Raw genomic sequence first — 13,247 nt, forward strand, 5'->3', positions numbered from 1 at the left:
CTCGCAATCAAATATATTGATCGGTAAAGGCTCTTGCCGCCTTAAATACATCTTCTCTTTCCGGTTCATTAAAAATTTCGTGATACAGCTCTTCCCATTCACGGTATGATTTATTGGTTGATTCTATGCCATTGAACCATTTGATCACCCTTGTTTTATCGACGATCTTATCATCGCCAGCCTGCATTAAAAGGAGCGGGATCGATTTAAAGACATTCGTCGGCTGCATCGCCGCATCGATATTTTTGATCAGCTCTCGATACCAGCGAACCGACACCTTTGTCACGTAAAGAGAATCATTTGAGTCTGCCTCAATGACCGCCTGATTTCGTGTCGCTAGTTCAATCGACAGCCCTGACTCCACTTTAAAAGACGGTGCCAGCACATTTAGACCTTTTGACGCAAAATCCATCAGCTTCTTCGGTTTAAATTGCAGACCTAAACAAGGTGATGATAAAATAAGGCCATTCAACTTCGTATGGGTATACTGCTTCATCCACTCAATTGAAATGAGTCCACCCATACTGTGTCCAAGTAAAAATGTAGGAAGCCTGAATGATTTCGCATGTTCGATCCATTCATCGACTGTATCAATGTATTCTTGAAACGAACGAATGTGGCCTCGCGCACGTGTCGATGTGCCTTGCCCAGGCAAGTCACCCATGACGACGTGATATCCTGCATTCCGCCACATTTCAATTAACCATTTATATCGGCCGTGATATTCACTCGCACCATGTACTATCACAATTGTACCAACTGGTCTTTCAGCATGCCAAGTCCACAAAGTAAACACCTCACAAATGTTGTATTAAGAAAGGAAGTCGAAAAAGTGATTTATCCATATCATCAGTTTACACCTGAGATTCATGAATCGGTCTTTGTCGCAGATAACGCCACCATTACCGGTGATGTCTCAATTGGAGAATATTCGAGCGTGTGGTTCCAAACTGTCATCAGAGGCGATGTCGCACCTGTGAGAATTGGAAAGAACGTCAACATTCAAGATTTATCGTGCCTGCATCAAAGTCCTGGAAAAACACTTCTTATTGAAGATGGTGCTACCATTGGACACCAAGTCACATTACATAGCTCAATCATTCGAAAAAATGCCCTCATTGGCATGGGGTCCATCATTCTCGATGGTGCGGAGATCGGCGAAGGCGCCTTTATCGGTGCAGGAAGTCTTGTCCCTCAAGGAAAGGTCATCCCAAAAGGATCACTCGCTTTTGGCCGTCCAGCCAAAGTCGTTCGGCTCTTAACAGATGAAGATATTCAAGACATGGACCGAATCCGCAGAGAATATGTAGAAAAAGGACAATACTATCGTTCCCTTTTATCTCGTTAACATCATACGTGTATCTTCACTTTATCATGTTTTTTTCAGGATATTAAGCAATAACTATGAACCGCTTGTTATTTTACCCTTTTCCACCGCTTTCTATCATGACAAAAAAGGTTTTCAGCAAAAAGCTGAAAACCTTTTTTCATTAACTGAAGATGACTTCTTTTGGTTGATGATTCAATTGCTCTGGATCAATACTGCGCTCCACATAAATGCTGTGCCAAATCATAAAGATCAGAACGGTCCAAATCTTACGGCTATGATCTGCCTTACCAGCACAATGTTCATTTAATAAATCAAGCACATATGCTTTGTTAATATATTCGTCCGTTTGACTGTTTTTAATGATGTCTTTCGCCCAAGCGTTCATCTCATTTTTCAGCCAATGACGAATTGGAACAGGGAAGCCCAGCTTCTTGCGGTTTAACACATGGTCAGGCACAATGCCTTCTGCTGCTTTACGCAATAAATATTTCGTTGTGCCATCTTTTGTTTTCAGCTCTTCTGGAATTTTAGAAGCCGCTTCAAAAACGACCTTATCAAGGAATGGAACACGAAGCTCAAGGGAATTCGCCATTGTCATCTTATCTGCTTTCAATAAGATGTCACCGCGCATCCACGTATGAATATCAACATATTGCATTTTGTTAATATCACTGTAGCCTGCACTTTCCTCGAAGTATGTCTTCGTCACATCACGATATGTAATGTTCGGATCATACTGCTTTAAGAGATTTTTCTTTACTGGCTCTTCAAAGATTTTCGCATTACCGATATAACGCTCCTCTAATGGTGTACAGCCGCGGACGATAAAGCTTTTTCCTTTCATTCCTTCTGGCATTAAGCGCGCCAGACGAAGAAGAAGCTTTTTCAGCATAGATGGAACAGATTCAAATGGTTTAAGAGAAAGCGGCTCACGGTAAATATTATAACCACCGAACAGCTCGTCTGCTCCCTCACCAGAAAGAACAACCGTCACTTGTTTCTTGGCTTCCTTTGCCACGAAGTACAATGGAATCGCCGCCGGATCAGCTAAAGGATCATCTAAATGCCAAACAATTTTCGGAAGCTCATTCATATATTCCTCAGGAGAAATCACAGCGCTGAAGTTTTGTAAGCCCAGCTTATCAGCCGTTTCCTTCGCCACATCAACTTCACTAAAGCCATCCTGCTGGAAACCAACAGAAAACGTCTTCAACTCAGGATGAAATTCCTTTGCGACAGATACGATGAAAGAAGAATCGATACCACCTGATAGGAATGAACCAACAGGAACATCACTTCTCATGTGAATTTTCACAGAATCATAGATTGCATCGCGGACTTCTTCAATCAGCTTTTGTTCTTGTGTTTGTTCAGGCTTGAATTGAACTTTCCAGTAAGTCTTAAATTCAATCTCCTGTCCTGGGCGTAAAGTAAACTGATGACCAGGCTCTACTTTGTGCACCTTTTGATCAAGTGTATTTGGCTCAGGTACGAACTGGAATGACATGTATTGCTGTAAGGATGTCTCATCAAATAAAATGTTCTCGTTCACTGCCATCAAGCTTTTGCGTTCAGAGGCAAAGTACACTTGCTCATCCATTTGTGTAAAATAAAGCGGTTTGATGCCAAAAGGATCTCTTGCGCCATATAATAATTGCGCTTCTTTATCCCAAATTAAAAATGCAAACATGCCGCGAAGCTTTGAAGCCGCTTCTTCTTTATAATGACGGTATGTGGCAAGAAGTACTTCCGTATCTGAATCTGTGCTGAATGAATAGCCTTTTTTCACAAGCTCTTCCTTCAGCTCCACATAGTTATAAATTTCTCCGTTGAAAATAATCCAGTACTTTTCATCTTCATAAGAAAGCGGCTGCTTTCCGTGCTCAACATCTATAATACTTAAACGTCTAAATCCAAATCCTACATGCTCATCATGAAAGTAACCCTCATCATCCGGACCGCGATGAACGATGAGACGATTCATTTGTTTAATTAGCTCTTCCTGTTCAGTAGTTTCGGACAATGGACGGTGATTAAATACACCAACAAACCCACACATATTATTGCCTCCACGTTATGTTATTTCTTAAAAGTAGACCTATAATTAGACAGTATTTTGTCCGATTTTGTTTCACATTTTTTCGCTTTTTACAGATTTTTTTTTAATCAAAAGGAAAACCGCTTAAAATAAGCGGTTTTCTATGTTGTTATTGTCCCAATGCTTCTTTACGAAGTGTTTCGGCTTTATCCGTTTTTTCCCACGGAAGATCTAAGTCGTGACGGCCGAAATGTCCGTATGCAGCTGTTTGTTTGTAGATCGGACGGCGCAGGTCAAGCATTTTAATAATGCCAGCTGGACGAAGATCAAAGTTTGCACGAACTACTTCAATTAATTTTTCTTCAGAAGCTTTTCCTGTTCCGAATGTATCAATTGAAATCGATACAGGCTGTGCAACACCAATTGCATAAGCAAGCTGTACTTCACAAGAATCTGCAAGACCGGCAGCTACGATGTTTTTCGCTACGTAACGAGCAGCATATGCCGCAGAACGGTCAACCTTCGTTGCATCCTTACCTGAGAAAGCACCGCCGCCATGACGAGCATATCCGCCATACGTATCAACGATGATTTTACGTCCAGTTAAACCAGCATCCCCTTGAGGTCCACCGATCACGAAACGGCCAGTTGGGTTAATAAAGTATTTTGTCTGTTCATCAATCAGTTCACTTGGAACGACAGGGCTGATGACATGCTCTTTTAAGTCACTTTGAATTTGTTCAAGCGTCACTTCTGGTGCATGCTGCGTAGAAATAACCACTGTGTCAATACGAACTGGTTTGTTTTGCTCATCATATTCAACTGTGACTTGTGTTTTTCCGTCTGGACGAAGGTATGCAAGTGTCTCATTCTTGCGTACTTCTGTTAAACGGCGAGATAATTTATGCGCTAGTGAAATCGGCAGCGGCATGAGCTCTTCGGTTTCGTTGTTGGCAAAACCAAACATCAATCCTTGGTCACCTGCACCAATCGCATCAATTTCTTCTTCAGTCATTGTTCCTTCACGTGCTTCAAGCGCTTTGTCTACACCTTGCGCAATATCAGCAGACTGTTCATCAATTGATGTAAGGACCGCACATGTTTCCGCATCAAAACCATATTTCGCACGTGTGTAGCCAATTTCCTTAATTGTGTCACGCACCGTCTTTGGAATATCGACATAAGTAGACGTTGTAATTTCACCGCTTACTAATACGAGACCGGTTGTAACAGAAGTTTCACAGGCAACACGTGCATTTGGATCTTTCTTTAAAATTTCATCCAAAATGCTGTCTGAAATTTGATCACAGATTTTATCCGGATGTCCTTCTGTCACTGATTCTGAAGTAAATAAACGACGATTTTGACTCATAATGGCTATTTCCTCCTGTACAAGACCACATCATCCCAAGATGAGGCCTCCAATATGATACGGAACTCGTTCCCTCTTATATTTAAAAACGTTTATATTAGAGATGTTATTGGCAATTTGTTCATATGATATCCCAAAAATAAAAAAACCATTTCCTTCATTGCGAGGAAAGGGTCTGAGATCGCATGCCTTTCACTCTTATCGCTCAAGGTGTTCTTGTACCTTGCATCAGGTTAGCACCTTGGTTTCTCAGCATGTTCATGCCTTTTTCATAAGAAACCGGTTGCTGGGCTTCATCGGGCCTGTCCCTCCACCAACTCGGGATAAGAGTATCCGTTCAATAAGATATCTTATCTTAAACCCTTGCGTCATGTCAATGCTTCATAAGAATTATCTCCCTCTTTTTTCTCCTCACCATTAGCATCACCAAAAAGCATATTTTCATAGCAGAAATGAAAAAACACACACAAAAATGTTTAAATAGTATAGACTATTATTATTAATGTGTTATACTAATCGAAACAAACAAATTCAACGGTAAAGGAAGGGTTTTTTATGAACTCAGTGGATTTAAAAGAAGATTTGCAGTCATTGCTCTCATTAGAAAATACGCACCAAAATTTATCTGTTCCGAAACTTGTTGAAAAGATTTTGGCACGTAATGAAGGCGTTTTAACATCAACAGGAGCTGTCCGCGCAACAACTGGAGCCTACACAGGACGTTCGCCTAAAGATAAATTTATCGTCAAAGAAGAAAGCTCTGAACATAAAATCGATTGGGGTCAAGTCAACCAGCCGATCTCAAAAGAAGCATTTGACCGTTTATATACAAAGGTTGTGTCATACTTAAAAGAACGTGATGAACTATTCGTCTTTGAAGGGTTTGCAGGCGCTGATGAAAGATATCGTATGCCGATTACAGTTGTAAACGAATTCGCATGGCACAATCTTTTTGCCAAGCAGCTATTTATCAGACCTGACGGGTCAACACCTTCTTCAAACGAAAAACCTTTCACCATCTTATCTGCACCGCACTTCAAAGCAGATCCTGCAACAGATGGCACAAACTCTGAAACGTTTATCATCGTTTCTTTTGAAAAACGCACGATTCTTATCGGTGGAACAGAATATGCAGGGGAAATGAAAAAGTCCATTTTCTCTGTGATGAACTACCTGCTTCCTGAGCAAGATATTTTATCTATGCACTGCTCAGCAAACGTAGGTCAAGAAGGCGATGTAGCCTTATTCTTTGGGCTTTCAGGTACTGGGAAAACGACGCTTTCTGCAAGCGCAAGCCGCAAGCTGATCGGAGACGATGAACACGGCTGGTCTGGCACAGGGGTCTTCAATATCGAGGGCGGATGCTATGCGAAATGTGTGAACTTAAGTGAAGAAAAAGAACCACAGATCTACAAAGCGATCAGCTTCGGATCAGTTCTTGAGAACGTTGTGCTTGATGAAGAAACACGTGAAGCGGATTATGATGATACATTCTTTACTGAAAATACACGCGCTGCTTACCCAATCGAAATGATTGATAACATCGTGAAACCAAGTATCGCAGGACATCCATCTGCCATTGTCTTCTTAACAGCTGATGCGTTTGGCGTATTACCTCCAATCAGCCGTTTAACAAAAGAACAAGCAATGTACCATTTCTTGAGCGGGTACACAAGTAAATTAGCGGGAACTGAGCGCGGTGTCACATCACCAGAAACGACATTCTCTACTTGCTTCGGTTCACCATTCCTCCCGCTTCCAGCTCACGTCTATGCTGAAATGCTTGGCAAAAAGATCGATGAGCACGGTGCTAAAGTATTCCTTGTGAATACAGGCTGGACTGGCGGAGGCTATGGCACAGGCAAACGAATGAATCTCGCTCATACAAGAGCAATGGTTCAGGCAGCAATCGAAGGTGACCTTGACAATGCTGAAATGATTACTGATGACATCTTCGGATTACACATCCCGCTTCATATTCCTGGTGTACCAGATGAAGTGCTTCAACCTGCTAAAACATGGGATGACCAAAAGGCTTATCAAGAAAAAGCACACTTCCTTGCCAATGAATTTAAAAAGAACTTCCAAAAATTCAGTCACGCGGCAAGTGACATTGAAGCCAAAGGCGGACCACTCGTATAACCAAATGAAAAAAGCTGAGGAGATTCAATCCCTCAGCTTTTTTAGTTTGTTGAATGCAATGACACAAGACGGTACGTCACCTTCGTGACATTGTCTGTCAGCTCCAGCTTTTCAACATGTGCTGTCCCAGTTTTTTCTCCGTCTTTCGTTTTGCGCACCTCAAGTGGAATATTTAACGGATAAATGCGGTATCCATCCTTCATGAGTTCAAATACATTTTCTTCAATTCTTGTCTCTTTTCCCTTTGTGACAATCATTGTATTAAATTCAACAGGCATTCCCATAATGAAAATCCCCCTACTTTCTATATTTCGTTATAATGCTTATTTTAACACATTTCCGCTTTTTCGGCTGTGCATCCATGTGGTCAGCCTTCTCACAATTTCTCGATTATGCTGCGGCGGGAAATAGTGATTGTATCCATGGAAATACCACGTCTCCACAGACTTCCCGTGCTGGCGCAGTGCATCTTCTAACAAATATGCATGCCCAATCGATACATTTTGGTCCTCTTCTCCGTGGATAATCAGGACAGGTGCTTCAATTTTATCCACATCATTTAAAGGGGTTCTGTTTTCATATGCCTCTGGCACCTTATGCGGCGGACCGCCAATCACACGTTTCATCATCCGTCTCATATCCACACGCTCTTCATAAGTAAGTTTCATGTCACTGACGCCTCCCCATGTGACAAAGGAAGCCGCCTCCTGTTTCATTTCTACAGCGGTCCAGATGCCCATAATACCGCCTCGCGAAAAACCAAAGATATGAATGCGATCCTTCTTCACTTTTTTGTGCTGCTTTAACAGCTGAAAGGCAGCAAAAGCATCTTTTCGATCTTCTCCGGCAAAATCTTCGTTCCCTTCGCCTCCTTGGTTTCCCCGGTAAAAGGGAGCAAAGACGACAAAACCCTGCGCGGCAAATTGCACAATCCGGCCAGGTCTGACCATCCCCACATTTTTAATGCCGCCTCGTAAGTACAAAAAGCCGTCGTAGAGACCTTCTCCGGCCGGCTCAGCGAGCAGCCCTTTCATCCGAAGTCCATCTGCCTCATAGGTCACTGTATATAAGTGAATATGCGGATGGGGCGACGGAAACCTTCTTTTTTCCACAATCACTCGATTTCTCTCCTTTTCATCTCTGTTTACGTCCATTGCTTCAGCATCGCTTCTGCGACAAGCTGGCCTGATTTTGTCACCATTGGCGTGCCGCCGCCTGGATGACTTGTTCCTCCAACAAACCAAAGTCCTTCAATGTCCTTTGACTGATTATTGATGCGAAAGAACGCCTGTTTGAACGAGTTTGAAGACATGCCATAAATGGCCCCACGATATGCCCCCGTTTTCTGCTGCAGATCGAGCGGAGTTTGAACCCCTTCATATTCGATCAGCTCATCCAAATCAAAAAGGCCTTTTTCCATTAATTTGTTTTTTACATGCTGACGATATGTCTCCTTTAGCATGTCCCAATCTTGCTCTTTTGTCACATAAGGTGCATTGGCCAGTACAAACAGGTTGCTTCTTCCCAGTCCTCCGCTTAAAGCTGGTTCTGAATGACCTGAATAGCATATGTAGAGCGTCGGGTCTTGAGGCAGTTGTTTTTTCTGAAAAATATCTTTGAATTCTTGCTCATAATCCTCAGGGAAAAACACAGTGTGATGAGCGAGCTGTTCATAGACTTTAGGTACACCTAATAAGAGAACAAAGCCCGACAACGACGGTTCAATACCAGCCAGTTTTTGATTTAAAAAACGAGGACGGTCTTTTTCATCTATAAGATGACGGTATACAGTCAGCGCATCTGCTCCTGCAATGACTTGATCTGCCTCATACATCTGCTGATCCGTCTCCACTCCTTTGATCCGCCGATCCTTCACATGAATCTTGTTCACTTGTTCATTGAGGTGAATCTGAACGCCTAATTCTTTTGCCAGTGTCTCAAATGCCTCAACTAAACGATACGTACCGCCTTGTATTCCATAAATCCCTTTCTCTCCTTCTAAATATGCCATCATGTTAAAAATAGCCGGCGCTTCGTAGGGAGAAGAGCCGAGATAAGTGGCATACCGTCCAAACATCGCCAATGTATGGGGATGACGGAAATATTGACGCAGCAGGCGCTGAACGGATGTGAATGGTTTGACAGCAAGAAGTGCTTTCATCAGCTTTAAATCCGCCTTATCCTTCCAGCTCAATAACAAACGATTTAAAAACTGCTCCTCTGCCTTTTGAAAAAGCGTCTTTGATTCCTGCAAAAATGCGCGGTATTGCTTCGCATCTTCAGGACTGAATGCAGCAATTTGTGATTCCATTTGCTCAATATTCGGCGTAAACTCGACCGTATGGCCATCTGAAAAAATATTTTTGGTCAGCGGAGAAATCGGATAAAAGGTCACATAATCCTCCATCCGTCTATGACAGGCTGTAAACACTTCTTCAAAATATGCCTTCATTGTAATGGTACTCGGTCCTAAATCAAAAGAGTAGCCTGCCTCGTGATGGCGCTGCAATTTCCCGCCTAAAACCGCTTCTTTTTCTAAAATGGTGACCTGAACCCCGCGTGACTGTAGACGGATCGCGGCTGATAATCCGCCAAGTCCGCCGCCGATGATGATCACTTTTTTCATTCGTACCTTCTCCCTTTCCATTCATACCCTTCTTTTTTCAGACCGATTTTCATAGAAGCAAAACCGATAGCAATCAGGCTTAAAATACTGACCGGCAATAAAAAAGCCATCGCAGATGTCCGCCCATTTTCAGTATCTATTGCCGCTTTAATCGACACACCCAGCCCATAACAAAGGATCGCTAAGCATATGCTCAAAACATCCAGCTGAAACAATGCAATCATGAAACAAATGACAGGAACCAAATAAAGGAGGGTGTATAAACAAAAGACACTGCTTAACAAAGCAATGCTTCGATTCACACCTGGGAATAAATTTTTCCGGTAACCTTCCCAAACCTCTTGTCCACTCTCATACATTCTCATATACACAAATGGATGAATGCTTGCAAGTGTGAACGGAAAGCCTTTTTCCTTCACCCGTCTAGCCAAGGCCATATCATCAACTAGTGAATTCTTGATCGCTTCATGCCCACCAATGTCGTGATAACAATTCTTTTCAATGGCAATAAAACCGCCATGTGCTGCGGCAAAAGCGGGATTCTTAGATTTTCTTACCCATTTCACTGGCAGATGACAGCCAATGGTAAACATCATCATAGGAACCACAAGATGCTCAAAAAATGTACCTGTTTTCTGTTCTGGAAAACCTGACAGCATGCCCGTTTTTTGCATGCATAACTGCTTGTACACTGATTCAACTGCCCCTTTTTTTAACCGGACATCCGCATCTAAAAATAGCAGCCAGTCAGAAGCAGCAGCTTCCGCGAGCTGAGAACAGGCATATGATTTACCAAGCCAGCCGCGCTTTAATGGTTGACCTGACTGGACACGGATCCACGGATATGTTTCTGCAAAGCGTTCCACAATCGCTCTTGTCTGATCTGTCGAATGGTCATCAAGGACGATGAGCTCTTTCGGGTAAAGACGTTGATCAACGATCGACTGAAGACAGGCTTCGATCCGATTTTCCTCATTTCGCGCTGGAATCAGAATTGATAATGAAATCGGTTCACCCGGCGGAAAGGATGCTGGCTTTAAAACAGGAAGCTGCCTCATATTCCATATGGTGAAAATAAACTGACAGAGCAAGAGTACACTGATCACAGTTAGGAAGACCGCCATGTTTTCACCCACTTTTTAAAGGAATCAAACGCATCACTTGTTGACTGACTTGTCCTTGTCATCTGTCTAAATTCTTGATTGTTTGAAAAATCAGGATCTGCGATGACCTGTGCTTGATGTGCGTTTAACTGCGTTTCAAGCAGATCTCTGAGCAGATGCGTCACGTCCTTGCTTCGAAGTGCCCCGCCAGATACTAAGGTATCTTCACCAAACAAAGCAGATACTGTCGGCTTTTGAAATTGATTAAATGTATAATGCAAGGTCACAGGCTTCACCACGACTTGCTCAAATTGTCTCACTAAAAATGAAGCCCCGCCCTCTAATTCAAGCGGCCGTATGTCCTGATGCATGATTTTCCCCTGTGGAAAAAGCCATACAGCCCCGCCAGCCTGCATGTTTTCTCTAGCCGTCATTAATGCTTGCTTCACACTTTTCAGATTCTCTTTCTGAACCGGAAAGGCACCTAGCTTACGAAAAAAGGCATATTGCTTCAGCTGCTTCTCTTCCATCATCATATAGTGATCGAGTTCGGACGCTTTTTCTGTTAAAAGAAAAAGGATGAGTCCATCCCACCATGAGCTATGATTGGCGAGATAAAGAACAGGCAGCTTCTCGTTTGGGTCCACAGCGCCTTTCATCATCACGCAGCGAAAATGTTTATGAAGTAAATACCGCTCAAGATAAAGAGAAAATATACGTCTAAACGATCGGCTTTTGTCGCTTTCTTTCAAATTGAACCCTTCCTTCACACAAAATAACAATGATCAGTGCTAAATAAAAAATAACCTCGAGCCCGCCCTTTAATGCCAGCACACCAAAAAAGAACACCATTGCCTGATAAATACGGCTCGTCCAGCTAAGAGCCTTTTGATCAATCTGAACAAGCGGGAAGAGAAAGGAAAGTCCTGCTCCAATCATACCCCAGCTCACAAAATTCTCAAAAGGAATACCATAAAAACCACCGCCGTCATACCACACCCAAAATTTCCGTTCAGCTGCTACTGGGTCTAATATGAGGTCAAGCAAGACAATCCATAACCCCGTTTCGATCGCTCGTTTCCACTTCGACTGCTGACTAGATAAAAAAAGACTGTTTAAAAATACTCCAACCCATGCAAAAGCAATGGTTAAAGGCACCCCTGCCACTAGAAAACCTAACGTTGGATAATAGTCATAAGCCCCGAAAGGAAACCCGGTTGTGATCCCAATCCATTCAACCGTAAATGTCAGCACGCCGACAATGGCTGCCCGTTTGATCACCATTCCCCATGATCCATAAATATTTCGCCCAATCTCTATCACACAGCAGGCATACAGCACAAGGAAAATGCCATTTGCAAATTGAAGCCATGCTGGCACCTCAAAAAAGACCATTAATATGAGCCCTATTAAATACCACCCAAGAAATACCCAACTCACTCTATACACGAAACCGCCCCTTTATTTCTTCCAAATTCAAGAAAGTATTCATGCTTCTAGTATAGAAAAAAAGACACGTTCTATAAATAAACAATGCGTTTCTTATTTTCATCTAGGCACTCACCAAAAATCCCTTTTGACATACTTTAATTAGTGATCTAGAACAAAGGAGGCGAATTACTCTTGAATCGTTCCATCAAAGTCAGACTGGCATTCATCGTCGTTGTCCTGCTCTTTATTCCATTTGTCGCCTGTAAAAAAGAACAAGAGCGGACCGTACAAGTAGCCGAGGTGACCCATTCGGTTTTTTATGCTCCGCTATATGTTGCCTTATCTGAGGACTTCTTCAAAGAAGAAGGGCTAGAGGTTGAATTAAAAACGACTTGGGGCGGCGATAAAACGATGACAGCTCTCTTATCCGGTGGTGCAGATATTGCCCTGACCGGTTCTGAATCCTCTATCTATGTAGAGGCTCAAGACTCAAAAGACTCTGTCATCAACTTTGCACAGCTGACACAAACAGACGGTACATTTCTTGTTTCAAGGGAGAAAGTGAGCGAATTCTCTTGGGATCACTTAAAAGGAAAAGACTTTCTTGGACAGCGGAAAGGCGGCATGCCGCAAATGGTCGGTGAATATGTCCTGAAAAAGGAAGGCATTGATGTAAAAAGGGATCTCCGTATGATTCAAAATATTGATTTTGCCAACATTTCAGGTGCTTTCTCCTCTGGAACTGGCGATTTTGTGCAGTTATTCGAACCGACAGCATCCTTAATTGAAAAAGAAGGCAAAGGGTACATCACCGCCTCCTTTGGAGAGGCTTCCGGAAAGGTGCCTTATACCACCTTCATGGCAAAGAAAAGTTACTTAGAGGAAAACAAAGAGACAGCTGAAGCCTTCACTCGTGCCATTTACAAAGCGCAGAAATGGGTGGAAGCCAAGCAGCCGGAAGAGATTGCCAAAACCATTCAATCTCATTTTCCTGACACAGAACTTGATGTCTTATCAACAGCCATTAAACGCTACAAACAGCAGGAATCCTATGCAACAGACCCCCTTCTGAATGAAGAGGAATGGAACAAATTGCAGGAAATTATGAAGGAGAGCGATGAATTGCCGAAATTTATCCCGTACAAACAACTTGTCGATTCATCCATTGCAAAGAAGGTCACAGAACATAAATAGAATAGGAGGTA

Annotated in this window: 12 protein-coding genes and 1 riboswitch; of the genes, 3 read left to right on the forward strand and 9 right to left on the reverse strand. The window is 42.7% G+C overall.

Going from position 1 to position 13,247, the window contains the following annotated elements; genetic code table 11:
* Positions 1-7: 7 nt before the first annotated feature.
* On the reverse strand, positions 8-787 hold the full coding sequence (locus QR42_RS13550; protein WP_024424906.1) for an alpha/beta hydrolase: 780 nt from the start codon (positions 785-787) through the stop codon (positions 8-10).
* Positions 788-832: 45 nt separating this feature from the next.
* Between QR42_RS13550 and QR42_RS13555 the strand changes: the two genes are divergently transcribed.
* Positions 833-1,348: a gamma carbonic anhydrase gene (locus QR42_RS13555; RefSeq protein ID WP_039180843.1), complete on the forward strand. Its 516-nt coding sequence runs from the start codon at positions 833-835 to the stop codon at positions 1,346-1,348.
* Positions 1,349-1,490: 142 nt separating this feature from the next.
* On the opposite strand, the gene asnB is transcribed toward QR42_RS13555, so the two are convergent.
* Both asnB and metK read right to left on the reverse strand, forming a co-directional pair.
* The gene (asnB, locus tag QR42_RS13560) at positions 1,491-3,389 is read right to left on the reverse strand and encodes an asparagine synthase (glutamine-hydrolyzing) (RefSeq protein WP_039180844.1); all 1,899 of its coding nucleotides are present in this window, start codon (positions 3,387-3,389) and stop codon (positions 1,491-1,493) included.
* Between the two features lie 148 nt (positions 3,390-3,537).
* Complete coding sequence (gene metK, locus QR42_RS13565) at positions 3,538-4,740, reverse strand: methionine adenosyltransferase (RefSeq protein WP_039180847.1); 1,203 nt, start codon at positions 4,738-4,740, stop codon at positions 3,538-3,540.
* A 195-nt stretch (positions 4,741-4,935) separates the two neighbouring features.
* Positions 4,936-5,070: riboswitch (SAM riboswitch) on the reverse strand.
* Between the two features lie 225 nt (positions 5,071-5,295).
* Here metK and pckA point away from each other — a divergent pair.
* Positions 5,296-6,882, forward strand: a complete 1,587-nt coding sequence (pckA, locus tag QR42_RS13570; RefSeq protein WP_039180849.1) for a phosphoenolpyruvate carboxykinase (ATP) — start codon at positions 5,296-5,298, stop codon at positions 6,880-6,882.
* 41 nt (positions 6,883-6,923) lie between these two features.
* On the opposite strand, the gene QR42_RS13575 is transcribed toward pckA, so the two are convergent.
* The 6 genes from QR42_RS13575 to QR42_RS13600 are packed head-to-tail and all read right to left on the reverse strand — an operon-like array spanning position 6,924 to position 12,060.
* A complete protein-coding gene (locus QR42_RS13575) occupies positions 6,924-7,166 on the reverse strand; it encodes a DUF2584 domain-containing protein (protein WP_025092385.1) in 243 nt (80 codons plus the stop codon).
* A gap of 39 nt (positions 7,167-7,205) precedes the next feature.
* A complete protein-coding gene (locus QR42_RS13580) occupies positions 7,206-8,000 on the reverse strand; it encodes an alpha/beta hydrolase family protein (RefSeq protein ID WP_039180852.1) in 795 nt (264 codons plus the stop codon).
* A 26-nt stretch (positions 8,001-8,026) separates the two neighbouring features.
* The gene (locus QR42_RS13585; protein WP_039180854.1) at positions 8,027-9,508 is read right to left on the reverse strand and encodes a phytoene desaturase family protein; all 1,482 of its coding nucleotides are present in this window, start codon (positions 9,506-9,508) and stop codon (positions 8,027-8,029) included.
* Complete coding sequence (locus QR42_RS13590) at positions 9,505-10,632, reverse strand: glycosyltransferase family 2 protein (protein WP_039180858.1); 1,128 nt, start codon at positions 10,630-10,632, stop codon at positions 9,505-9,507. The genes QR42_RS13585 and QR42_RS13590 overlap by 4 nt, the downstream gene beginning before the upstream one ends.
* On the reverse strand, positions 10,617-11,363 hold the full coding sequence (locus QR42_RS13595; RefSeq protein ID WP_039180860.1) for a lysophospholipid acyltransferase family protein: 747 nt from the start codon (positions 11,361-11,363) through the stop codon (positions 10,617-10,619). The genes QR42_RS13590 and QR42_RS13595 overlap by 16 nt, the downstream gene beginning before the upstream one ends.
* On the reverse strand, positions 11,332-12,060 hold the full coding sequence (locus QR42_RS13600) for a carotenoid biosynthesis protein (protein WP_039180864.1): 729 nt from the start codon (positions 12,058-12,060) through the stop codon (positions 11,332-11,334). Before QR42_RS13600 ends, QR42_RS13595 begins: the two co-directional genes overlap by 32 nt.
* 174 nt (positions 12,061-12,234) lie before the next feature.
* On the opposite strand from QR42_RS13600, the gene QR42_RS13605 reads away from it, so the two are divergent.
* Positions 12,235-13,236, forward strand: coding sequence for an ABC transporter substrate-binding protein (locus QR42_RS13605; RefSeq protein WP_039180867.1), 1,002 nt, complete (start codon positions 12,235-12,237; stop codon positions 13,234-13,236).
* The last annotated feature ends 11 nt before the right edge of the window (positions 13,237-13,247 follow it).

Source organism: Bacillus sp. WP8 (assembly GCF_000800825.1).
In the GTDB taxonomy this organism is placed as follows: Bacteria; Bacillota; Bacilli; order Bacillales; family Bacillaceae; genus Bacillus; species Bacillus safensis.